Consider the following 22,127-nt stretch of genomic DNA (forward strand, 5'->3'; position numbering starts at 1 on the left):
CTCACCCGAATCGAGAACGTGAGATGCGCAAGATACTCGTCGTGGGGGCCGGCCAGTCCGGTCTCCAGCTCGCCCTCGGCCTCCAGGCGAAGGGGTACGAGATCACCCTCATGTCCAACCGGACGGCGGACGAGATCCGCACCGGGCGGATCATGTCCACGCAGGTCATGTTCGACACGGCGCTCCAGCACGAGCGTGACCTCGAACTGAACTTCTGGGAGCGGCACGCCCCGCGGATCGAGGGCATCGGCGTCTCCGTCGCCGCCCCGGACACCTCGCGCCCCGTCGACTGGCTCGGCCGCCTCAAGGGGTACGCGCAGTCCGTCGACCAGCGCCTGAAGATGGCCGGCTGGCTCGACACCTTCGTGCAGCGCGGCGGACAGCTGGTCATCCACGGCGCGTCGGTCGCCGACCTCGACTACTTCTCCCGTACGTACGACCTGGTTCTCGTCGCCGCCGGCAAGGGCGAGCTGGTGTCGATGTTCGGCCGGGACGCGGCGCGCTCCCCGTACGACACGCCGCAGCGCGCGCTGGCCGTCTCGTACGTGCACGGGCTCGCACCGCGCCCCGAGCACCCCGACACGGAGGCGGTGCGCTGCAACCTCGTCCCGGGCGTGGGCGAACTGTTCGTGATGCCGGCGCTGACGACGTCGGGGCGGGCGGACATCCTGTTCTGGGAGGGGCTCCCGGGCGGCCCGCTCGACGTGTTCCGCGGGGTCGCCGGCCCGGCCGAACACCTGGCGCTGACGCTGGAACTGATGGAGAAGTTCACGCCCTGGGAGTACGCGCGGGCGAGGAACGTGGAGCTGACGGACGCGGGCGGCACGCTGGCCGGCCGGTACGCGCCGGTCGTCCGCAACCCGGTCGGGCGGCTGCCGGGCGGCGGGCTGGTGCTGGGCGTCGCCGACGTGGTCGTCGCGAACGACCCGATCACCGGCCAGGGCTCGAACGCGGCGTCCAAGTGCGCGGCCTCCTACCTGTCGTCGATCCTGATGCACGGGGACAAGCCGTTCGACGAGGCGTGGATGAAGGCCACCTTCGACAAGTTCTGGTTCACGACGGGCAAGCCGGTGACCCGGTGGACGAACGCGATGCTGGGCGTCCCGCCGGAGCACGTACTGAACCTGATCGGGGCCGCCGGGCGGCTCCAGCCGGTGGCGGACCGTTTCGCCAACGGCTTCGACAACCCGGCCGACTTCGACGCGTACTTCTACGACCCCGAGGACGCGCAGGACTACTTGGACGAGGTCGCGTCGTCGTCGGCCGGATCCGGTGCCGCCGCGGCGGAGTAGCCGGCGTCGCCGCCCTCCGGGGCCTCCGGCAGGGACGGCGGCGTGAACTGGCTCAGCGGGGCCGCGTCGGCGTCGGGCCGCACGGCGCCGAGCAGCGGATTGGCGGCGATCGGGGACACCTTGACCTTCGCCCCCGGCCGCGGCGCCTGGATCACCTTCCCGTCGCCGACGTACAGGGCCACATGGGTGGCGGTGGGGAAGTACACCACCAGATCGCCGGGCCGCAGCTCGTCCAGCGGCACCTTGGGGAGCTGCGCCCACTGCTCCTGACTGGTCCGGGGGATGGACCGGCCGGCGTGCGCCCAGGCCTGTGAGGTCAGCCCGGAGCAGTCGAAGGAGCCCGGCCCCTCGGCACCCCAGACGTACGGTTTGCCGATCTGCTCCGTGGCGTAGGTCAGGGCGGCCCCGCCGGCCGCCGTCGGCGTACGGGGGGTGGCGGCGAGCCGGCCCGAATCGACCAGCGTGCGCTGGGCGGTGGCGGTGTCCGCGGCCTCGCGGGCCCCGAGCCGGGTGAGCTGCTCGGGGGTGAGCGAGGCCAGTACGGCCTCGACCTGCTTGAGCTTCAGGTCGACCTGCTGCTTGTGCAGTCTGCGCTGCGCGGTCAGGGTCTGGCGGGCGTCGAGGGTCTTGCGGGCGGCAGTGGCGAGGAGGTCGGCCCGGTGGACGTCCCGGGTGAGCCGGGCCAGCACCCCGGCCCGGCGGGCGCCCTCGCGGGCGGCGAGCCGGCGCTGTTCCACGGCGGCCTGGGCGTCGCCGGTGAGCAGCATGCGGGCGTACGGGGAGAAGCCGACGCCGGCGGCGTGCTGGTACTGCTCCCGGGCCAGCCGCCCGGCCGCCGCCTTCTGCGCGCGGAGGGCGGTACGGGCCTTGCCCAGCTCGGCGCTGAGCCGGTGCTCCTCGTCCTGGCCGGCCTTGAGGGCGACCTCGGTGGCGTTGTAGGCCTCGGAGGCCTCTTCGGCTTGCCGGTACAGCCCCTGCAACCGGGTGAGCAGGGCCCCCACGGACTGTTCGGGCCCGGGCAGGGCACTGCCACCGGAGTCCGCCGCCGGACGGGGGCTCGGGGCGGTGGTGGCGGTGGGGGAAGAAGGGGTGGTGGCGGGGGATGCGGTGGCGGCGGGGGTGCGGATCGCGTCGGCCGGGCCGGGGCTTCGGGTGGCGGGGGGCGCCTGCGACGGGGTGTGGCTGTGCGTGTGGGCGTCGGGCAGGGGGTCGGCGGCGTGGGTGGTGGCCGGCGGGCCCGCCGTGACGAGCACGGCGGCGATGCAGGCGGCGCGGAGCAGGCGGCATGACAATGTGATCACCTCCAGGCGGCCGATGCTGCCACGCCCGGTATGACAAATCCCCGACCGGGAACGGCCAGTTCCGCGCGCTCACCCGACCGGCCCATCCCCGCGGGCCGAGCCTGCCGCAGCCCCGGGGTCAGGGGTGGAGGAGGCGGGTTTTGGCCTCCTTGAACTCCTGCGGTGTCAGGACGCCCTCGCGGGCCAGCTCGGCCAGCTGCGCCAGTTCGGCCGCCAGCCCGCCGGTGGTGCCGCCGGGTCGGGCGGCCGGCGGGGCCTCCGTCCCGGGGGCCGGTTCGGCCTGCGGACTCTGCGGGGTCTGCGGGGGCGGGGGGCCCGGGGTGTGGCCCGCGGCCCGGGAGAGGAGGCCGGCCAGGAGGGGGTGGCCCGAGGGGCGCCGGGCCGGTTCGACTCTCGTTCCGATCGGGCGGATGAACATCAGGCCGCCCCCGTCCGCTCCGGCGGGATCCGGACCGAGCCCACGATCCGTCCGCCCGCCGCCCGGACGGCGATCGCCGCGTCCTCGGCCCACACGTGCTCCACCACCAGCAGCAGCGCGCAGCTGCCCCGTTCCAGCAGCTCCGCCGACTCCGTGACGTCCTCCGCCCCGATCAGCTGCGCGGCCTCCCGGTGCCGCAGCAGGCCCTGGAGTTCCATGAACTCGTCGAACTCCGCCGCCAGCACCTCGCCGCCCGCGGTCTTCGTGACCACGAGCCCGTCGATGAGCCGTACGACCCCGGCCTTGCGCAGTCCCATCACGGCCTCGACCGCGGGTACCCGCAGCTGTTCCTCCGGGAAGGCGAGGACGATGAATTCCACTGGTCCCATGTGCCGCGGCTCCCACTCGTGACCGTTTCTGACGACTCTTCGGCACTCTATGACATAAGCGGACATACCATCCGTCCGCTTGCTACGTTTCCCGCATGACCGCTCTGACGGCAGAGGTGGCGGAGCCCGCCCCGCCCCCGCCCCCCGACGGCCCCGCGTCCCCGCGCGGGGGTGTCGAGCTGACGCTCCTCGCCGGAGCCGTCCTCATCTCGGTCCTCGGCCACCTCTACGTCGGCCTCGCCACCACCGGCCGCGTTCCCGGCACCGCCGGCCGGTACGCCGCCGGCCTCGCCGGGACCGCCCTGCTCGCGCACCTCGCGGTCCGGTTCCGGGCCCCGTACGCCGATCCGCTCGTGCTGCCCATCGCGGTCCTGCTCAACGGACTCGGCCTGGTCCTGATCCAGCGGCTCGACCTCACCACCCCCGCCCATCTCGCCGCCGGCGACCAACTGCGCTGGTCGGCGCTGGGCGTGGCCCTCTTCGTCCTCGTCGTCGTGCTGCTGCGCGACCACCGGGTGCTCCAGAGGTACGCGTACCTCTCCGTGGCCGCTGCGCTCGCGCTGATGCTCGTCCCCGTGTTCTTCCCGGCCGTCAACGGCGCCCACATCTGGATCCGGTTCGCCGGACTCTCCTTCCAGCCCGGGGAGTTCGCGAAGATCCTGCTCGCCGTGTTCTTCGCCGCCTACCTCGCCGCGAACCGCACCGCGCTCGCCCTCACCGGGCGCCGGCTCTTCTGGAAACTGCGGCTGCTGCCCGGCCGGGTCCTCGGCCCGATCCTGGCGATCTGGCTGCTCAGTGTCGGCGTACTCGTCCTGGAGCGGGACCTGGGGACGTCGCTGCTCTTCTTCGGGCTGTTCGTCGTCATGCTGTTCACCGCGACCGGCCGGATCGGCTGGATCGCGATCGGCCTGCTGCTCGCCGCCGTGGGGGCGTACGCCGTCGGCACCCTGGAGCCGCACGTGCACAGTCGGGTCGGGGACTGGACGAATCCTTTCGCCTCCATCGACCGCGGCGAGGGCCCCGGACAGCTCGCGCAGTCCCTGTTCGCCTTCGGGGCCGGCGGGCTCCTCGGCTCAGGGCTCGGCCACGGCCAGTCCTTCCTGATCGGGTTCGCCGCCAAGTCGGACTTCATCCTGGCCACCGCCGGCGAGGAGCTCGGCCTGGCCGGCCTCACCGCGATCCTGCTGCTGTACGGGCTCCTCGTCGACCGCGGCTTCCGCGCCGGGCTCTCGCTGCGCGATCCCTTCGGGCGCCTGCTCGCCACCGGAGTCGCCTCGACCGTCGCGCTCCAGGTCTTCGTCATCGCCGGGGGAGTGACCGGGCTGATCCCGCTCACCGGCATGGCCATGCCCTTCCTCGCCCAGGGCGGCTCCTCCGTCGTCACCAACTGGATCATGGTCGCGCTGCTCGTCCGGCTCGGCGACAGTGCCCGCCGGCCCCGCCCGGCCGGAGCGGAGGGCGCTGCGTGATCCGGTACATCCGCTGGTGCGCGTACTTCTGTGCGCTGCTGCTCCTCGCCCTGCTCGTCAACGTGGCCCGGGTGCAGGTCTGGGAGGCCGCCGCGTACGGGGCGAACCCGGCCAACAAGCGCCCCGCCATCGAGCGCTACGCCCGGCCCCGCGGGGACATCCTGGTCGACGGGCGGCCCGTCACCGGCTCCCGGGACAGCCGGCAGCTGCTGCGCTACGAGCGGACGTACGCGAACGGCCCGCTGTACGCGCCGGTCACCGGGTTCTCCTCGCAGACGTACGGGACCAGCCTCGTCGAACGCGCCGAGGACGCGGTCCTCGCCGGCACCGATCCGGGGCTCTCGGCCTTCCCCCTCTGGTACGACCTGACCCGCGGCCGCCCGGCCGGCGGGAACGCGGAGACCACCGTCCGGGCCGGCCTCCAGCGGGCCGCGTACACCGGGCTGGCGGGCCGGCGCGGCGCGGCGGTCGCCCTGGAGCCCGCCACCGGAAGGATCCTCGCGCTGGTCAGCAGCCCCTCGTACGACCCGGCGGTGCTCTCCGGCACCGGCGCGGGGGTCAAGGCGGCCTGGGCGCGGCTGAACGCGGACCCCGCCCGGCCGATGCTGAACCGGGCGCTGCGCGAGACGTACCCGCCCGGCTCCACCTTCAAGATCGTCACGGCGGCCGCGGCCCTGGACGCGGGGGTGGTCACCGATGTGGACGCGCCCACCCGGACGCCGGACCCGTACCCGCTGCCGGGCACCAGCACGCTGCTGCCGAACGCGATCACCGGCTGCGAGGACGCCTCGATGGCGGAAGCGGTGCGGTGGTCCTGCAACACGGTGATGGCGAAGATCGGGGTCCGGGTCGGGCTGCGCGCGATGGTGGACGCGGCGCGCCGGTTCGGGTTCGACGACGAGGGGCTGCGGGTGCCGGCCTGGGTGTCCCGGTCGAACTTCGACACCGACATGAGCCCCGACCAGCTGGCGCTGTCCTCGATCGGGCAGTTCAACACGACGGCGACGCCGCTCCAGATGGCGATGGTGGCGGCGGCGGTCGCGAACGGCGGCGACCTCAAGTCCCCGTACCTGGTCGACGGGACCACCCAGGACGACGGGGACCGGATCCGGCGCGGGCAGCAGCGCAGCCTGGGCCGGGCGATGAACCCGGCGACGGCGCTGCGGCTCCAGGAGCTGATGGTGGAGGTCGTGGAGAACGGGACCGGGCGCAACGCCGCGATCCCCGGTGCGGTGGTGGGCGGCAAGACCGGCACCGCCCAGCACGGCGTCGGCAACGCGGGGACCCCGTACGCCTGGTTCATCGGATGGGCCAGGGCCGAGGACGCGCCGCTCCCGGGAGTCGCGGTGGCGGTGGTCGTCGAGGACGCGGAGGCGCGCCGCGGCGACATCAGCGGCAACGGCGCGGCGGCCCCGATCGCCCGGGCGGTGATGGAGGCCGCGCTGTACGGAGCGCCGCCACCCCCCTCCACCCGCTGAACTCCCTACGGGGCGCCGGGCCTCTCGCGGGCGGGCCCGTCCGCGGTGGTGCCCGCGGTGGTGCCCGCGGAGGGGTCCGCGGTGGCGTTCGCGCCTTCGGCGACGGTCGCCGCGACCTCCGCGACCCGGGCGGCCTCCTCGGCCGCGAAGCGTTCGCGGTCGAGGGCCTCGGCGATCTCCTCGTCCTGGGTCATCAGCAGGTCCAGGTTGGAGTCCCCCATCTCGAAGACGCCCATGTCCAGGTACGCCTTCTGGAGCCGCTCGCCCCACAGCCCGATGTCCTTCACGCACGGCACGATCCGGCTGAACAGCAGCTTGCGGAACAGGTGCAGGAACTCGGACTGCTCGGTGAACTGCTCCGCCTCCTTGCGCGGGATGCCGAAGTTCTCCAGCACCTCCACCCCGCGCAACCGGTCCCGCATCAGGTAGCAGCCCTCGATGACGAACTCCTCGCGCTCGCGCAGCTCGGCGTCCGTCAACTGCTTGTAGTAGTCGCGCAGCGCCATCCGCCCGAACGCCACGTGCCGGGCCTCGTCCTGCATCACGTACGCCAGGATCTGCTTGGGCAGCGGCTGGTCGGTCGTGTCGCGGATCATCCCGAAGGCGGCCAGCGCCAGCCCCTCGATGAGCACCTGCATGCCCAGGTACGGCATGTCCCAGCGGGAGTCGCGCAGGGTGTCGCCGAGCAGGCCCTGCAGGCTGTCGTTGATCGGGTACAGCATCCCGACCTTCTCGTGCAGGAACCGCCCGAAGACCTCGGCGTGCCGGGCCTCGTCCATCGTCTGGGTGGCGGAGTAGAACTTCGCGTCCAGGTCCGGCACCGACTCCACGATGCGCGCGGCGCACACCATCGCGCCCTGCTCGCCGTGCAGGAACTGGCTGAAGTTCCAGGCGGCGTAGTGCCGGCGCAGCTCGCCCTTGTCCTTCTCGGTGAGTCCGGCCCAGTGGCGGGTGCCGTAGAGCGTCAGCGCCTCGTCCGGGGTGCCGAGCGGGTTGTACGGGTCCACCTCCAGCTCCCAGTCGATGCGCTTGGCGCCGTCCCACTGTTTGTCCTTGCCCTTCTGGTACAGGGCGAGGAGCCGCTCGCGGCCTTCGTCGTACTCCCAGCTGAAGCGGGCCGCGCCGGAGGCCGGAACCTGCCAGACGTCCGCGCCCGGGTCCTTGGTGTAGAGCTCGTGCGTCGACACTGACGCCCCCTCGGCTCGTTTACTTCCGTACAGGACTGGATGGTTGGCAGCGTCACACGTTGGTAGACGCGGGGTCAACAAGTCGTGCGCAGGGGATTGACGGGCTTGCTGACAAGCAGTCTCATAACAGGAGACCGCAGCAGTGCCCTCCCACTCACCACCGGAACCGGGCGAGGTGCCCCCGCCATGACGACCACCACCGACCGCGCCGACGGCACGGATCACCGAATCCTCCAGGACGCCCTCGGCCTCCTCAAGGACCGCGAGCAGATCGCCGCGCGGCTGCTGGAGTCCTCGGCCAAGCACTCCTTCGACCCCGACAAGGAACTCGACTGGGACGCCCCGGCGGTCGACGGCAAGTACTACTGGCCGCCCGAGCTGCTCTCCCTCTACGACACCCCGCTGTGGAGGAAGATGGGCGAGGAGCAGCGCATCGACCTCTCCCGCCACGAGGCGGCGGCGCTGGGCTCGCTCGGCATCTGGTTCGAGATCATCCTGATGCAGCTGCTCGTCCGGCACATCTACGACAAGTCCCTGACCAGCAATCACGTCCGCTACGCACTGACCGAGATAGCCGACGAGTGCCGGCACTCGATGATGTTCGCCCGCATGATCCAGAAGGCCGGCGCCCCGGCCTACCCGGTCTCCCGGGTCAACCACAACCTCGCCCGCATCCTCAAGACCGTCTCCACCACCCCGGGTTCCTTCGCCTGCACCCTGCTCGGCGAGGAGATCCTCGACTGGATGCAGCGGCTCACCTTCCCCGACGAGCGCATCCAGCCGCTGGTGCGCGGGGTCACCCGCATCCACGTCATCGAGGAGGCCCGGCACGTCCGGTACGCTCGCGAGGAACTGCGCCGGCAGATGCTCACCGCCCCGCGCTGGGAGCAGGAGCTGACCCGCATCAGCTGCGGCGAGGCCGCCCGCGTCTTCTCCCTGGCCTTCGTCAACCCGCAGGTCTACGAGAACATCGGCCTCGACCGGCGCGAGGCCGTCGCCCAGGTCAAGGCGAGCGGCCACCGCCGCGAGGTCATGCAGACGGGGGCCAGGCGGCTCACGGACTTCCTCGACGACATCGGCGTCCTGCGCGGAGTCGGCCGCAGGCTCTGGAAGAGCTCGGGACTGCTCGCGTCGCCGTGAACCGGCCCCGGAGGACCGGGTTCGCAGGCGGGGTGCGGCCGGCTGCCGCGTGACCGCCTCCGTCTGAGCCACCCGAGGGTGAACCGGCTGTTTCGGGGCTACCCTGCGGGCATGACGACCGTACGCGCGTACCGCAGGCTGAGCGTCGAGGAGCGGCGGGCCCAGCTCCTCGACGCCGCCTTGTCGCTGTTCGCGCACCGGGCCCCGGAAGAGGTCTCGCTCGACGACGTCGCCGAGGCGGCGGGCGTCTCGCGGCCCCTGGTCTACCGCTACTTCCCCGGCGGCAAGCAGCAGCTCTACGAGGCGGCCCTGCGCTCCGCGGCCGACCTCCTGGAGCAGTGCTTCGCCGAACCGCAGGCCGGCCCGCTCACCCAGCGCCTGTCCCGGGCCCTGGACCGCTATCTGGCCTTCGTGGACGAGCACGACGCGGGCTTCTCGGCGCTCCTGCAGGGCGGCAGCGTCGTCGAGACCTCCCGGACGACGGCGACGGTGGACGGCATCCGCCGGGCCGCGGCCCAGCAGATCCTGCACCACCTGGCCGTCCCGTCCCCCGGCCCGCGGCTGCGGATGATGGTCCGCACCTGGATCACGGCGGTCGAGGCTGCCTCCCTGATCTGGATCGACGAGGGCAAACAGCCGGAGGTCACCGCGCTGCGCGACTGGCTGGTCGACCAGTTCATAGCCCTCCTGACGGCCACGGCCGCCACCGACCCGGAGACCGCCGCCGCGGCGCGGGCGGCGCTGGCCCTGGAAGCGGCGGACGGACCGGTCGGCGTACTGGCCCGACGTGTGATCCCCGTGGTCTCCGAGGCCGCCCACCTGCTGTGACACTGGTGGGGTGAGAAGCGAACCCACCCCCTTCGAGGGCGGCCCGATGGACGGCCGGGTCCTTGCGGTCCTGCTCGGCCCGACCGGGCACCCGCCGAAGTGGTACCAGATTCCGGTCCCGTCGGCCGACGGCGGCCCCGCCACCGTCCTGCTGTACGAGCGGGTCCCGGCGGGCTACAGCAAACGGCTGCACCTCCAGAAGGGCTGGAAGTACACCTACTCCCCGTCCGGCCGGCGGCCCCGGCTGCGCTGGCCCTGGACCAAGCCGACCCCGCCCCCCGCCTGACCCGGGAACGGGCCCGGGGCGCAGGGACTCGGGGCGCAGGGGCTCGGCGGCTGCGGGCCACTGCGGCTACCGGGCTACGGCTTTCCGGCCACGGCCACGGCCACGGCTACGGCTGCGGCGGGGGCTCCGGGAGCGTCAGGACGGCCAGTGCGCCCCCGCCCTCCGCGGCCCGGAACTCCAGCCGCGCCCCGATGACCTCGGCCTGCCCCACCGCGATCGTCAGCCCCAGTCCGTGCCCCTTGCCCGTCCCCGCGCCCCCGGTCCGGAAGCGCTGCGGGCCGTGCGCCCTCAGGTACCCGGGGAAGCCGTCCCCGTGGTCCCGTACGGTCACCACCGGCCCGTCCACCGTCAGCACCACCGGCGGACGCCCGTGCTTGTGGGCGTTGGCCACCAGATTGCCCAGCACCCGCTCCAGTCGGCGCCGGTCCGTCTCCACGTGCGCGTCCCGGACGATCACCACCTGCGTCTGCGTCCCGGACGCCCGGACCACCCGCAGCGCGAGGCGGCCCAGCTGGTGCAGGTCCGTCTCCACCACCTCGCGCCCGGAGTCCAGCCGCGAGATCTCCAGCAGGTCCTCCGTCAGCCCGCGCATCGTGCGCACCCGCTCCTGCACCAGCTGCGTCGCCCGCCCCTCCGGCAGCAGCTCCGACGCCGCCTGCAGCCCCGTCAGCGGAGTGCGCAGCTCGTGCGCGACGTCGGCCGTGAACCGCTGCTCGCTCAGCAGCTTGGCCTGCAGCGTCCCGGCCATGGTGTCCAGGGCCCCCGCCACCGTCGCCACCTCGTCCTGGGGCCGTGAAGGGTCCTTCGTCCGCGGATCGTCCACGCGCGCATCCAGATCGCCCTGCGTGATCCGCCGGGCCACGGTCGCCGTCTGGTGCAGCCTCCGGGTCACCCGGGTCACCGCGAAGGCGCCCACCAGCAGCGTCCCGCCGATCGCCAGCACCGACGACCCGATGATCGCGTTGTCCAGGCCGGTGATCGTCCGGGCGCTCTGGGCGTAGTCGACGGCCGTGGCCAGCGCCTTGCCGTCGGCCGGAGCCGCCGCCCACATCGTCGGCCGGTCCTCGTACTCGGCCACCATCGTCCCGCGGTGCCCGGACACCGCCAGCGCCCGCAGCGCGGGCGGCAGCCCCGGCGGGTCGATGCCGGTGCCCGGCGGCAAGGGGTCGCCGGCCTCGTAGTCGCGGGTCACGTCGTGCAGCTTCTCCAGGGCCTTGTCGCGCGCCGACGCGACGGTCTGCCGGGTCACCTCCACGTGCACCAGCGCACCGAGCACGGCCGCGAGCGAGCAGCACATCACGACGATGAAGCACCCCGACTTCCACGTCAGGGTGGCCGTCCACGCAGGCAGCCGCCTCAGGACGCCCCTCACGGCGCGCTCCCGGCGGACGTCCCGGACGTCCCGGACGGCTTCGGCGACTGCGCCGGACCGGACGGCCCCGGCGGCTGGGGCGCCGGCGCGGACGGGCTCTGGGCGGCCCCCGGGAGCCGGACGATCTGCTCGCGCGTCGGCAGCATCGTCCGCTGCTTCTCGTCCCACGACCACGCGGTGATCAGCTCGTAGCCCGGATTGCCGCTCGGCATGCGAAGGATCACGTCGCGTCCCGCCAGCTCGACGGCGACGAGGGTCTGCGTGGTCGCCATGATCCGGTTGAGGCGCCCGTCCGCGTCGGCGGTGTAGGCCCGGACGGACATCATCCGGTCCGGCATCTCGATGCCGACGATGAGCTCGTCGCGGCCGTTGCCCGTCAGGTCCCGGTAGTACGGGGCGAGCACCGGGCAGTCCTTCGGCGGCCGCCCCTCCTTCCCGCACGCCTCGACCGCGGCGACGGTCTCCGCGGGCATCCCGTCGGGGCCGACGTCGGCGCCGGGGTGGGCGCGCAGCTCCGCCTGGACGAGCGCCAGCGGATCGACCTCGTGGACGTTCTGGTCGTGCACGGGCGCCAGCCCCGGCACGTACTCCGGCGGCGCGCCCCCCGGCTCGGCGGGCGGTACGGAAGCCCCCTTGCGCTCCGGCCACAGGTGTACGGGACCGCTCGCGGTCGGGGTCGGACCGGCGCCCACCAGGCCTCCGGTGTCGCCGCAGCCCGCGAGCAGGGGGAGTGCCGTCAGGCAGAGCAGGGCGGGCAGCGCGCGCACAGCCGACCGGACCTCCTCTCCAGGGCACGACACCGCGCCGTGCACACCAACCTTATGCGGAGATATGCCCGTTTTCCCCGAGGGGGTCCCAGGGGGCCCCGACGGGGTCCGTGGGAAGAGCGGCGGATCAGCCCTCCGTGCGGCCGTGACGCAGCATCGCGAAGCCGAGCCCGGCGGCGCCCACCGCCGCGATGCCCGCGCCCGCGGCGAGCAGCAGCACCCCGTCCCCCGGCCCGCCGGCCAGCGTGTCCAGCGTCCCGCCGGCGACCGTACGGGCGTGCGCGGCCGAGGCCCGGACGACCTTGCCGTCCCGGGTCCCGGTCTTGTACCCGTCGCCGGCGGGCGTACCGGTGCGGTCGCCCCCGTCGCCCGTCCCGCCGGCCCAGGAGGACAGCCGGCCGTCGGGCTGGAGCGCCGCGTGCAGCGGGCCCGACCCGCCGAAGCCCGCGACGCCGTCACGGCTGGTCAGGGTGGCCGCCTTGGTGCCGTCGGCGGTCAGGATGTCGGCCTGGTAACCGCCCGCGGCGACCCGGTAGACGTTCGCCCTGGACACCCCGTCCGCGAGGGCGAGGCTCTTGACCAGGGTCCGGGACGCGCCGGCGGAACGCGCCGCCGACGCGGCGGGCACCCCGTCGGCGAGGGCGGCCGCGGCGGGCAGCGCAAGGAGGGTTCCGGCGCAGACGGTCACTGCGGCGGCTCGTACCAGAGTGCTGCGGTTGACGGTGCTCACGGGAGATCCTTCGGTCCGGTCCAGGTGCGACAAACCTAGGAACCCGCTGTTGCAGCCCAGTGATGGGCTTGTAACAGGCACCCGGCGGAGTCCCGTAGAAGCTGTTACACATCCGAGGGATTGCCGCGGGGCGTCCGGGCTGCTCCCATGTACGGCGGGGGGTGAGGTCCATGCGGGGACTCAAAGTGCTGCCGAGCGGGCGCCCGGGCCGCGGCCGGCTCTACGTCAACCTGCCCGACGGCCAGGCCGTGGCCTGGTACGACCGGCAGACCAACCGGATCAGCGTGCTCGCCGACCAGCACCGCGATGCGGTCCTGGCGGCGTTGCGCCCGTACCTGGCCGGCCCGTACACGGTCGGGCCGCCACCGGTGCCCACACCGGCCGACCTGCGCAGACTCGCCCTGCCGCCGGACGAGGACCTGGCCCCGAACCGGCCGGGCGAGGACCTGCTGGGCGAACTGGAACTCGGTTCGGCCGGCACCCGGGCGCGGCACCGGCTGCGCCAGGACCTGACCGCGCAGCAGCGCATGGGCGACCTCCTGGACTCCCTCGAACCGGACGGCTGGCGGGTCCTGCACGGCGTCCCGCTCCCGGGCCTGGGCCGCATCGACCACCTGGTGATGGGCCCGGCGGGGATCTTCGGCGTCCGTACGGTCCCGGGGCGCCGGCAGCGCGCGGCCGTCGGCGACCTGCTGCTCGCGGTGGGCCGCGCCGAGCCGCGCCCGGACCCGCGCTGGATCCGCCGGGCGGCCGCCGCGGCCACCCGGGCCCTGGCGGCCCCCGTCCTGCCGGCCCTGGCGGTGGTCGACGCCTCGCGCGTCGAGGTGGCCCCGACGGTCCGCGACATACGGATCCTCGAACCGGCCACGGCCGCGGCGCACCTCGCGGCGGCCCCGGCCACCCTCAAGCCCCCGGACGTTGAGGCCCTGTTCACCCAGGCCCGCGACGCCCGCACCTGGCTCCCGCCGCTCCCGCACCGCCCCCGCGCGCGGTCCTTCACGGTCCGAAAGCCCCGCAGCGGCCGCTGAAGGCCGCCCCGCCTTCCGGATCAGGCCGAGGCCCGCTTGCGCGGACTCGCCTTCTTCGTCGCGGCGGCGGTCTTCTTCGCCGAGGCCGCCTTCGACGTGGACTTGGCGGTGGATCTGGCGGTGGATTTGGCGGTGGATTTGGAAGTGGACTTCACGGCCGCCGACTTGGCGGCACCGGACCTGGCCGAAGTCGACTTGGCCGACGTGGTCTTCTTCGTGCCGGAGGCCGCCGTCTTCTTCGTCGCGGCCGTCGACTTCTTCCCGCCCACCGCCTTCGGTGCGGCCGCCGTCTTCGGTGCGGCCCCCGTCCTGTGCCGGATCGGGGTGACCTCCGCCTCCGCGCCCGCCTCCCCCCGCGAGGCCTTCGCCGCCCGCACGCTGTTCTCCAGCGCCGCCATCAGGTCGATGACCTTTCCACCAGCCGGCTGGACCTCCGCCTCCGCCGGGGGCTCGAACGCGCCCTCCGACTTCGCCGTGATCATCGCCTCCACGGCCTCCCGGTACTCGTCCCTCAGCGAGGCCATCTCCACCTCGCCCAGCGTCGCCATCAGGGCGTCCGCGAGATCCAGCTCGGCGTCCCGCACCGACACCCTCCCCTCCGGAGCCACCCCTTCCGGCGCACGGATCTCATCCGGCCAGAGCAGCCCGTGCATCGCGATCACGTCGTCCACGACCCGCAGCATGCCCAGCCGCTCCCGCCCGCGCAGCGCGTACTTGGCGATCGCGACCCGCCGGCTCCGCTTCAGCGCCTCCCGCAGCAGCGTGTACGGCTTCGCCGCCGTCGGCCCGTTCGCCGCCAGGTAGTACGCCGCGTCCATCTGCAGCGGGTCGATCTCCTCCGCCGGTACGAAGGACACGATCTCGATCGTTTTCGCCGTGGCGATCGGCAGCTGCGCCAAGTCCTCGTCCGTGATCGGGATGATCGATCCGTCCGCCTCCTCGTACCCCTTGCCGATCTCCGCCGCCTGCACCTCCTCGCCGTCCAGCTCGCACACCTTGCGGTAGCGGATGCGCCCGCCGTCGCTCAGGTGGATCTGGCGAAAGGAGATCGAGTGGCTCTCGGTGGCGTTCACCAGCTTGATCGGGATGCTGACCAAGCCGAAGGAGATTGCACCATTCCAGATGGATCGCACGGTTCCTCCCGTTTCATGGCAGTCTCATCGTATGACGCCGATCACGATGGTGGAGGGGCGGCGCATCCCGCTCAGCAACCTCGACAAGGTCCTCTACCCCGGGACCGGATTCACCAAGGGCGAGGTGCTGCACTACTACGCCACCGTCGCCGATTCGCTGCTGGCCCACGTCCACAACCGGCCGGTGTCGTTCCTGCGCTACCCCGACGGCCCGGACGGCCAGCTCTTCTTCACCAAGAACCCGCCGCCCGGCACGCCCGCCTGGGTGAAAACCACCCCGGTGCCCCGCTCCGATGACCTTTCCGCCGAGCAGGTGGTCGTCGCGGACCTGCCCTCCCTCATGTGGGCCGCCAACCTCGTCGTCGAGTTCCACACCCCCCAGTGGCCGGCGGGCAGCCCGGCCGTCGCCGACCGGCTGATCCTCGACCTCGACCCCGGCGCGCCCGCCTCCGTCGTCGAGTGCTGCGCCGTCGCGCTGTGGCTGCGCGAGCGCCTCGCCGCCGACGGCCTGGAGGCGTACGCCAAGACCTCCGGCTCCAAGGGCATGCACCTGGCCGTGCCCCTGGAGCCGACCCCGTCCGGCGTCGTGTCGGCGTACGCGAAGGACCTCGCCCAGGAGGCCGAGCGCGCGCTGCCCGACCTCGCCCTGCACCGCATGGCCAAGGCCCTGCGGCCCGGCAAGGTCTTCGTCGACCACAGCCAGAACGCCGCCGCCAAGACCACCGCCGCCGCCTACACACTGCGCGCACGGGCCCGGCCCACGGTCTCCACACCCGTGTCCTGGGAAGAGGTCGCCGCCTGCCGCACCCCCTCCGACCTGGTATTCCTCGCCGACGACATCCCGCCCCGGCTCGCCCGCGACGGGGACCTCTTCGGCCCGCTGACCGACCCCGGCCGGGCTCGCCCGCTGCCCGCAGCCCCCGGAGGCCGGCCGTGATCCGCGTCGCCCTCGCCGCCGCCGTGCGCACGCTGCCGCGCGGGGCGGGCCTCGCGTACGAGCCGAAGTTCGACGGCCACCGCCTGGTCGTCGTGCGCACGGCCGAGGACGTGGTGCTGCAGGCGCGCTCCGGCCGCATCGTCACCGCCGCCTTCCCCGATCTGGCGGCCGCGGCCCGGCAGTTGCCCGCCGGAACCGTCCTCGACGGCGAGGTGGTGGTCTGGCGCGGCGGCCGCACCGACTTCGCCCTCGTCCAGCGGCGGGCCGCGGCCACGGCGGCCCGGGCCACCGTGCTCGCCCAGAGCCTGCCGGCCTCGTACGCGGCGTTCGACGTGCTGGAACTGGCGGGGCTGGACCTGCGCGGACGCCCCTACGAGCGGCGCCGGACCCTCCTGGTCGACCTGCTGACGCCGCTGGGCCCGCCGCTGCAGCCCGTCCCGATGACGACCGACCCGGAACTGGCCGCCACCTGGTACGAGACCCTGCCCGCCAGCGGGATCGAGGGCCTGGTCGTCAAGCGGCTGGACCAGACGTACCCGGCGGGCCGGCGCGGCTGGCAGAAGCTGCGGCACACGGAGGTGCGGGACGCGGCGGTCGTCGGCTACACCGGCACCCCGCGGCGCCCCCTCGCCCTGGTCCTGGTCCTGCCGGTCGGGGACGAGACCCCGCTGGTGTCGAGCCCGCTGACCGCCGCGCTGCGGGCGGACGTGGCGGCGGCGCTGGCGGAGGCGGCGCAGGCCGCGGAGGCCGCGGCCGGAACCCCGGCCCGGGCCGCCAAGGGCGCAGCCGGGGCGGCCCCCGCAGGGGCGGGCGGGGCCACGGTCACCGCGATCGGGCTCGGGGAGGTCCCGTACCGGGTGCTGGACCCGCCGCTGACGGCGGAGGTCCGGTACGCCTCGACCCGGCACCCGCCGCCGGAGGTGCTCAGGCTGCGCACGGAGCTCTGACCGCGCCCAGAGCTCCGACCTGCGCCGTGGGGTGGTGCAGGTCGGAGGGGTCCCGGTGGCGGGTCAGACTCCGGGTGACCGGTCGGTCGGACGGGGGTCACACGTCACGCGTTCCCGCTCGGTTTGAACGCGGGCGGCTCGCCCTTCGGGGGCTGCTGCGGCCCCGGGTACGACGGCGGGTTGCGGTACCCGGCCTCCCGCTCGGACCGGGCCTCCTCCTGCTGGTGGTGGCGCGTGGACCCGAAGTTCCCGTAGCCCTGCATCTCGTGCGGGCGCAGCCCGCCCTCCGGGATCTCCACCGCCTCGCGTTCCTCGCGGACCTCGTAGACCGCGCCGCCGTCCGGCAGGTGCGGCTGGCTCTCGGCGGTGGGCGGCGGCGGCTCCTTGGCCCGGACCCGCTGGCCGAGCTTGAAGCCGGCCAGCAGGAAGCCGGCCACGGCGATCCCGACGACCAGGAACCACGCGATGTGGGTCAGGGTCGCGTCCAGACTAAGGGTCATTTCCATACGTACTATTTTCCCCGATAAGGGCTGTTTCATCGTGGAGCCGGGAAGACCCTCCGTCCGGCCTGCACATGACTACCGGGGTGGATCCGGGGCAGGCGCCGGGACGACCGCTCCGAAGGGAGCCTGAAAATGCCCCGCGGATCTTCACCCAAACGAGAACGCCAGTACGAGCACATCAAGGAGAGCGCCGAAGAGCGCGGCGTGCCCGAGAAGCGGGCGGAGGAGATCGCCGCCCGGACCGTCAACAAGGAACGGGCCCGGGCCGGCGAATCCGAGACCGCGAGCAAGCTGTCGCTGGACGACATGTCCTCCGGCCGACGCGGTGGCCTGCACTCCCACACGGGTGCCCAGGGGCCCACGTACGAGCAGCTCTACGCGGAGGCCAGGCGCCGGGGCATCCGCGGACGCTCCGACATGAACAAGACGCAACTCAGGCGGGCACTCGGCAAGGACTGAGGGCCCTCCCGCAATCCCTCCCCGGCGGACACCCCCTCAGCGCAGCGGCCCGTCGGAGTCCCGCAGCCCCCGGACCTCGTGGCCCCCGAGCACGGCCAGGATCTCGGCGCAGATGGCCAGCGCCGTCTCCGCGGGCGTCCGGGCCCCGAGGTCCAGCCCGATCGGCCCGTGCACCCGCGCGAGGTCCGCCTCGGACACCCCGGAGGCCAGCAGCCCCTCGCGTCGGCGTGCGGTGGTCTTGCGGGAGCCGAGGGTGCCCACGTACGGGATGCCGAGGGCGAGCGCGGTGCGCACGGTCGGCACGTCGAACTCCGGGTCGTGGCTCAGCATCACCAGGCAGGCGGCGTCCCGGCGCGCCGCCAGCTGCTTCTCGGCCTCCGCGACGGAGCCGACCGGGCAGGCCCCCCAGCCCAGCAGCAGGGCCTGCGCCTCGATGATCTCGGCGAGTTCGCCGCCCCCGCCGATGACGACGTACGGCGCCGACGGGTACGCCTCGACGAACACCAGCCCGCGCTCCCCGTACAGGGCGTCCCGCCCGGGCCGTCGGGTGGCCAGCAGCTCCCCGGCCCGCCGCCCGGCATCGTCGGCGGGCACGTCCACGGCCCGCACCACCTCGCTCGCCGCGTGCCCGGCCTGCGCGTCGAGCCGGGTCACCAGCGCGACCCCCGCACCCTGCCCGAGCAGGTCCCACCACTCGGCGGGCACCGCCGACAGCGGCTGGAGCAGGATCTCGGCGCGCCCGCCGCAGGTCAGCTTGGCCTCGGCGGCCTCGTCGGCGCCCACCGAGACGTCGCACACCCGTGCGGTGACGCCGGCGGTCATGGCCGCCGCCTCCGCCGCCAGTTCGGCGTCGAAGACCCCCCGGTACAGGGCGCCGACGCACTCCCCGCGGGCGTCGACGAGCAGGGCCCCGGCCGGGTCCCGCGGCCCGAACCCCTGCTCGGCCACCGGTCTGGCCAGGAACGCGGCCCGCCCCTCGGCCGTCCACCGCCGCGCCGTCTCCACCAGTTCACGCATCGCGCCGCCCCATCCTCGTCGTCAGAGCCCACCGCAAAGCACCAGGTCAGCGGCGCAACGCGGCCTCATGGCCAACCTACGCACGCACCCCACCCCTACCCACCCCCCAAAACCCACAGACCCGGACCCACCTCCCTCGTACAGACCACCGGACCCGAGTTGCACCCGGGCGCCGGGAGGGGTTGGTTCGAAGTACGGCAGGCAACGTTGGGGATGACCTGAAATGCTCTACACAGACCGCGACGACGCGGGACGGCGGCTCGGCACGGCACTGGGCCCGTACGCGGCGGGCCGGCCCGTGGTCCTGGGACTGCCGCGGGGCGGGGTTCCGGTCGCCTTCCACGTGGCCAGCGCCCTCGGCGCCCCCCTCGACGTGATCGTCGTCCGCAAGCTGGGGGTCCCGTACCAGCCCGAGCTGGCGTTCGGTGCCATCGGCGAGGGCGGCGTCCGCGTCATCAGCGACGACATCGTCCGCCGGGGCCGGCTCGCAGCGCAGGACATCGCGTCCGTGGAGCGGGCGGAACAGGCGGAACTCGTGCGCCGGGCCGCCCGCTACCGCGCGGACCGGCCCCGGGAGGACCTCCGCGGCCGCACGGTGATCGTGGTGGACGACGGCATCGCGACGGGGGCGACGGCGGCCGCCGCCTGCCAGGTCGTACGGGCGCAGGGCGCGGCCAGGGTGGTGATGGCGGCCCCGGTGGCCCCGCCGGACGCACTGAACCGGGTGGCCGAGGTGGCCGACGAGGTGGTCTGCCTCTCCACGCCGCCGGGCTTCTCCTCGGTCGGTCAGTGGTACCGCGACTTCTCCCAGACGCCGGACGAGGAGGTCGTCTCCCTCCTGGCGCGAGCGCCGCGCGGGCCGGCCGCGGCGCAGCAGGCCGACGCGGAGGTGGTGGTGGAGGCGTCGGGCCTGCGGCTCCCGGGCGAGCTCAGCCTTCCCCCGGGCGCGCGGGCCGTGGTCGTCTTCGCGCACGGTTCGGGCAGCAGCCGCCACAGCCCCCGCAACCGCCGGGTCGCCACCGACCTGAACCGGGCGGGCCTGGGCACCCTGCTGTTCGACCTGCTCACCCCCGGCGAGGAGGCGGACCGCTCGAACGTCTTCGACATCGGGACCCTCGCCGCCCGTCTCGGCGCCGCCACGGCCTGGCTCGGCGCCCTGACCCCGCTCCCGCAGGCCTACTTCGGTGCCAGTACGGGCGCGGCGGCCGCCCTGGCAGCGGCGGCGGCCCCGGACTCACCGGTGTTCGCGGTGGTCTCCCGCGGCGGCCGCCCGGACCTGGCGGGCCCCCGCCTTCCGGCGGTCCGCGCCCCGACGCTCCTGATCGTCGGCTCCGAGGACCACCTCGTGCTCACCCTCAACCGCGAGGCGCAGGCCAGGCTGCGCTGCGAGAACCGGCTGGAGGTCGTCGAGGGGGCCACCCACCTCTTCGAGGAACCCGGAACGCTCGAAGCGGTCTCCGTGCTCGCCGAACAGTGGTTCACCGCGCACGGGCCGGCGTCCGGCCCGGCCTGAGAGCGGGCGTCAGACCAGCCAGCCCGCGTCGCGGGCGATGCGGATGGCGTCGACCCGGTTGCGTGCCTTGAGCTTCATCACCACGGTCGTCAGGTAGTTGCGCACGGTCCCGGTGGACAGGTGGAGTTCCCCGGCGATCTCGGTGGCCTCCGAACCCTGGGCCGCCATGCGCAGCACCTCGGTCTCGCGGTCGGTCAGCGGACTCTCCAGGCCGTTCCAGGCGGCCACGGCCAGCTTGGAGTCGATGACCCGCTGGCCGGCCACCACCCGGCGGATGGCGGTGGCCAGTTCCTTGGGGGAGTCGTCCTTGAGGAGGTAGCCGGAGACCTGGGCCGCCAGGGCCCTGCGCAGGGTGCCGGGGCGGCCGAGGCTGGTGAGCATCAGCGTCCGGCATTCCGGGAGGTGCTCGTGGATCTGCATGGCGGCGCTCAGCCCGTCGAGCCCGGGCAGGTCTATGTCGATGATCGCGATGTCCGGCCGGACGTCCAGGGCCGCGGCCAGGATCTCGTCGCCGCGCGAGAGTTCGCTGACGACCTCCAGGTCGTCTTCCAGGTCGAGCAGGGCGACGAGCGCTCCGCGCACCATGTTCATGTCTTCGGCCAACAGGATCCTGATCACCGTGACGAGCCCCCCGTTCGCGCGGTCGATCTTTCAACAGATCATAGCAACCTGCCCGGTTCCGGAGCCGGGACGGCCCGGCGCCCCGTCGGTTCAGGCCACGAGCCAGCTGCGTTCGCCCTCGGGCGATTCGTCCAGGTCGGGGTCGACGTCCCCGTGCGCGGGGACCCGTGCGACCAGGCGGAACACATTGCCGGGGCCCCGGTCGACCGTCAGCTCCCCGCCCACCGCCCGCACGCGCAGCCCCAGGTTGCCCAGGCCGCTGCCGCTGTGCGGCGAGCTGTCCCGGTACCCCTCGGTGACGCCGTCGTTGGTGACCGACAGCGTCATCAGTCCGCCCTCCTCGACGGCGGTGATCTCGCAGTGCGCGGCGCGGCTGTGGCGCAGCACGTTCGTGACGGCCTCCCTGAGCACGGTGGCCAGCACCGTGTCCACGGGTGAACTGACCTCGCCCATGCGGATGTCGGTCACCGCTTCGACCTCGGCGGCGCCCAGGACCGACCGGGCCGAGGCGATCTCCTCCTCCAGCGACATGTCCCGGTACCCGCTCGCCACCCGGCGCACGTCGGCCAGCGACTGGCGGGAGATGGCCAGGACGTCCTCGATCTCGCCCATGGCCCGGGCCGGATGGGCCGGGATCAGGCGGTGGATGAGTTCGCCCTTGAGCTGGATCGCGGACAGGCTGTACCCGAGCAGGTCGTGCAAGTCCCGTGCGAAGCGCAGGCGTTCGCGGGTCACCGCGGCGCGGGTGAGTTCGCCGCGGCTCTCGTGCAGGACGCGGACCAGCTCCGAGAGCCGGGTCAGGCCGAACGTCACCAGCCCGGTCAGCAGGGTGGTCTGCACGAGGTAGATGCTGTCGAGCACGGGCCGCCCCTCCTGCAGCGGGGGCACGAGCATGCTGACGCCCACGCACCCGTACAGGATCCAGCCCAGGCGCGGGGGCAGGAGCAGCAGCAGGGAGCCGGCGAGGAAGCCGGCCATCGCGCCCCACTGCGATTTCAGGGCGAACAGCGGCAGATAGGTGAACGCGGCCTGGGCCCCCAGCGTCAGGGCCCGGCGGGTCGCGGGCACGTGCTGGGTGCTCGTCCGGGAGTGCAGGAGCTGGAGGGCGAAGACCGCGCCCAGGCAGCCCAGGGCGGCGGCCAGGGCGGGTCCTTCGACTCCGGCGCTGAGGATGTTCAGGGCGGTGATGCCGACATAGCACAGGAGCGCGGCGATCAGGATGACCTGGGCCATCCGGGGCGCGGGTAAGTCCCGGCTCCGTCGCAGAATGCCCTCGACCAGGACCGCCTCCGACGGTCCATCCGAGGACTTG

Annotated in this window: 23 protein-coding genes; 11 read left to right on the forward strand and 12 right to left on the reverse strand. The window is 73.7% G+C overall.

Annotation, left to right across the window (positions count from 1 at the left end):
- Window positions 1–23 precede the first annotated feature (23 nt).
- Window positions 24–1,292: a styrene monooxygenase/indole monooxygenase family protein gene (locus ACIPK4_RS04730; protein WP_402309287.1), complete on the forward strand. Its 1,269-nt coding sequence runs from the start codon at window positions 24–26 to the stop codon at window positions 1,290–1,292.
- Here the strand turns inward: ACIPK4_RS04730 and ACIPK4_RS04735 are convergent.
- From ACIPK4_RS04735 to ACIPK4_RS04745, 3 genes are all read right to left on the reverse strand, one after another.
- Window positions 1,235–2,584: an NlpC/P60 family protein gene (locus tag ACIPK4_RS04735; protein WP_402309715.1), complete on the reverse strand. Its 1,350-nt coding sequence runs from the start codon at window positions 2,582–2,584 to the stop codon at window positions 1,235–1,237. The genes ACIPK4_RS04730 and ACIPK4_RS04735 overlap by 58 nt on opposite strands.
- 127 nt (window positions 2,585–2,711) lie before the next feature.
- Complete coding sequence (locus ACIPK4_RS04740) at window positions 2,712–3,011, reverse strand: SHOCT domain-containing protein (protein WP_402309289.1); 300 nt, start codon at window positions 3,009–3,011, stop codon at window positions 2,712–2,714.
- Window positions 3,011–3,400 carry a DUF6325 family protein gene (locus ACIPK4_RS04745; RefSeq protein ID WP_376194165.1) on the reverse strand — a complete coding sequence of 130 codons (390 nt, stop codon included), beginning with the start codon at window positions 3,398–3,400 and terminating at the stop codon, window positions 3,011–3,013. Before ACIPK4_RS04745 ends, ACIPK4_RS04740 begins: the two co-directional genes overlap by 1 nt.
- Window positions 3,401–3,495: 95 nt before the next feature.
- Between ACIPK4_RS04745 and ACIPK4_RS04750 the strand changes: the two genes are divergently transcribed.
- Together ACIPK4_RS04750 and ACIPK4_RS04755 are read left to right on the forward strand one after the other, a co-directional pair.
- Window positions 3,496–4,869, forward strand: coding sequence for an FtsW/RodA/SpoVE family cell cycle protein (locus tag ACIPK4_RS04750; RefSeq protein WP_402309291.1), 1,374 nt, complete (start codon window positions 3,496–3,498; stop codon window positions 4,867–4,869).
- Window positions 4,866–6,347: a penicillin-binding transpeptidase domain-containing protein gene (locus ACIPK4_RS04755; RefSeq protein WP_402309293.1), complete on the forward strand. Its 1,482-nt coding sequence runs from the start codon at window positions 4,866–4,868 to the stop codon at window positions 6,345–6,347. Before ACIPK4_RS04750 ends, ACIPK4_RS04755 begins: the two co-directional genes overlap by 4 nt.
- Window positions 6,348–6,352: 5 nt before the next feature.
- Here the strand turns inward: ACIPK4_RS04755 and ACIPK4_RS04760 are convergent, their stop codons facing one another.
- Window positions 6,353–7,534, reverse strand: coding sequence for a ferritin-like domain-containing protein (locus ACIPK4_RS04760; RefSeq protein WP_402309295.1), 1,182 nt, complete (start codon window positions 7,532–7,534; stop codon window positions 6,353–6,355).
- A gap of 186 nt (window positions 7,535–7,720) precedes the next feature.
- Between ACIPK4_RS04760 and ACIPK4_RS04765 the strand changes: the two genes are divergently transcribed.
- From ACIPK4_RS04765 to ACIPK4_RS04775, 3 genes are all read left to right on the forward strand, one after another.
- Window positions 7,721–8,674, forward strand: a complete 954-nt coding sequence (locus ACIPK4_RS04765) for a diiron oxygenase (RefSeq protein WP_402309296.1) — start codon at window positions 7,721–7,723, stop codon at window positions 8,672–8,674.
- Between the two features lie 111 nt (window positions 8,675–8,785).
- Window positions 8,786–9,502 (forward strand): TetR/AcrR family transcriptional regulator, encoded by a 717-nt coding sequence (locus ACIPK4_RS04770; protein WP_402309298.1) that lies wholly within the window; start codon window positions 8,786–8,788, stop codon window positions 9,500–9,502.
- Window positions 9,503–9,512: 10 nt separating this feature from the next.
- The gene (locus ACIPK4_RS04775) at window positions 9,513–9,788 is read left to right on the forward strand and encodes a hypothetical protein (protein ID WP_054225508.1); all 276 of its coding nucleotides are present in this window, start codon (window positions 9,513–9,515) and stop codon (window positions 9,786–9,788) included.
- A gap of 106 nt (window positions 9,789–9,894) precedes the next feature.
- Here the strand turns inward: ACIPK4_RS04775 and ACIPK4_RS04780 are convergent, their stop codons facing one another.
- The 3 genes from ACIPK4_RS04780 to ACIPK4_RS04790 all read right to left on the reverse strand — a co-directional run bounded on the left by ACIPK4_RS04780 (window position 9,895) and on the right by ACIPK4_RS04790 (window position 12,657).
- Complete coding sequence (locus ACIPK4_RS04780; protein WP_402309299.1) at window positions 9,895–11,160, reverse strand: histidine kinase dimerization/phospho-acceptor domain-containing protein; 1,266 nt, start codon at window positions 11,158–11,160, stop codon at window positions 9,895–9,897.
- Entirely contained in the window at window positions 11,157–11,927 is a 771-nt protein-coding gene (locus tag ACIPK4_RS04785) for a hypothetical protein (protein ID WP_402309300.1), read from the reverse strand. Before ACIPK4_RS04785 ends, ACIPK4_RS04780 begins: the two co-directional genes overlap by 4 nt.
- A 127-nt stretch (window positions 11,928–12,054) precedes the next feature.
- Window positions 12,055–12,657 (reverse strand): hypothetical protein, encoded by a 603-nt coding sequence (locus ACIPK4_RS04790; RefSeq protein WP_402309302.1) that lies wholly within the window; start codon window positions 12,655–12,657, stop codon window positions 12,055–12,057.
- A gap of 170 nt (window positions 12,658–12,827) precedes the next feature.
- Here ACIPK4_RS04790 and ACIPK4_RS04795 point away from each other — a divergent pair, with 170 nt between their 5' ends.
- Entirely contained in the window at window positions 12,828–13,685 is an 858-nt protein-coding gene (locus ACIPK4_RS04795) for a nuclease-related domain-containing protein (RefSeq protein WP_402309303.1), read from the forward strand.
- A 20-nt stretch (window positions 13,686–13,705) separates the two neighbouring features.
- Here the strand turns inward: ACIPK4_RS04795 and ACIPK4_RS04800 are convergent, their stop codons facing one another.
- Complete coding sequence (locus ACIPK4_RS04800; RefSeq protein WP_402309305.1) at window positions 13,706–14,818, reverse strand: Ku protein; 1,113 nt, start codon at window positions 14,816–14,818, stop codon at window positions 13,706–13,708.
- A 31-nt stretch (window positions 14,819–14,849) separates the two neighbouring features.
- Here ACIPK4_RS04800 and ligD point away from each other — a divergent pair, with 31 nt between their 5' ends.
- Both ligD and ACIPK4_RS04810 read left to right on the forward strand, forming a co-directional pair.
- Window positions 14,850–15,755, forward strand: coding sequence for a non-homologous end-joining DNA ligase (gene ligD / locus ACIPK4_RS04805; protein ID WP_402309306.1), 906 nt, complete (start codon window positions 14,850–14,852; stop codon window positions 15,753–15,755).
- Window positions 15,755–16,702 (forward strand): ATP-dependent DNA ligase, encoded by a 948-nt coding sequence (locus ACIPK4_RS04810; RefSeq protein ID WP_402309717.1) that lies wholly within the window; start codon window positions 15,755–15,757, stop codon window positions 16,700–16,702. Before ligD ends, ACIPK4_RS04810 begins: the two co-directional genes overlap by 1 nt.
- A gap of 104 nt (window positions 16,703–16,806) precedes the next feature.
- On the opposite strand, the gene ACIPK4_RS04815 is transcribed toward ACIPK4_RS04810, so the two are convergent.
- Window positions 16,807–17,208, reverse strand: coding sequence for a DUF6479 family protein (locus ACIPK4_RS04815; RefSeq protein WP_054225512.1), 402 nt, complete (start codon window positions 17,206–17,208; stop codon window positions 16,807–16,809).
- A gap of 129 nt (window positions 17,209–17,337) precedes the next feature.
- On the opposite strand from ACIPK4_RS04815, the gene ACIPK4_RS04820 reads away from it, so the two are divergent.
- A complete protein-coding gene (locus ACIPK4_RS04820; protein ID WP_402309308.1) occupies window positions 17,338–17,664 on the forward strand; it encodes a plasmid stabilization protein in 327 nt (108 codons plus the stop codon).
- 36 nt (window positions 17,665–17,700) lie between these two features.
- Here the strand turns inward: ACIPK4_RS04820 and ACIPK4_RS04825 are convergent, their stop codons facing one another.
- Complete coding sequence (locus ACIPK4_RS04825) at window positions 17,701–18,681, reverse strand: XdhC family protein (RefSeq protein WP_402309310.1); 981 nt, start codon at window positions 18,679–18,681, stop codon at window positions 17,701–17,703.
- A 223-nt stretch (window positions 18,682–18,904) separates the two neighbouring features.
- Here ACIPK4_RS04825 and ACIPK4_RS04830 point away from each other — a divergent pair, with 223 nt between their 5' ends.
- Window positions 18,905–20,194 (forward strand): phosphoribosyltransferase family protein, encoded by a 1,290-nt coding sequence (locus ACIPK4_RS04830; RefSeq protein ID WP_402309312.1) that lies wholly within the window; start codon window positions 18,905–18,907, stop codon window positions 20,192–20,194.
- A gap of 9 nt (window positions 20,195–20,203) precedes the next feature.
- Here ACIPK4_RS04830 and ACIPK4_RS04835 read toward each other — a convergent pair whose 3' ends face one another.
- Window positions 20,204–20,812, reverse strand: coding sequence for a DNA-binding response regulator (locus tag ACIPK4_RS04835; protein ID WP_376194195.1), 609 nt, complete (start codon window positions 20,810–20,812; stop codon window positions 20,204–20,206).
- A 93-nt stretch (window positions 20,813–20,905) separates the two neighbouring features.
- Window positions 20,906–22,048 carry a sensor histidine kinase gene (locus ACIPK4_RS04840; RefSeq protein WP_402309314.1) on the reverse strand — a complete coding sequence of 381 codons (1,143 nt, stop codon included), beginning with the start codon at window positions 22,046–22,048 and terminating at the stop codon, window positions 20,906–20,908.
- Window positions 22,049–22,127 lie beyond the last annotated feature (79 nt).

It is taken from the genome of Streptomyces sp. NPDC086989 (assembly GCF_044745505.1).
In the GTDB taxonomy this organism is placed as follows: domain Bacteria; phylum Actinomycetota; class Actinomycetes; order Streptomycetales; family Streptomycetaceae; genus Streptomyces.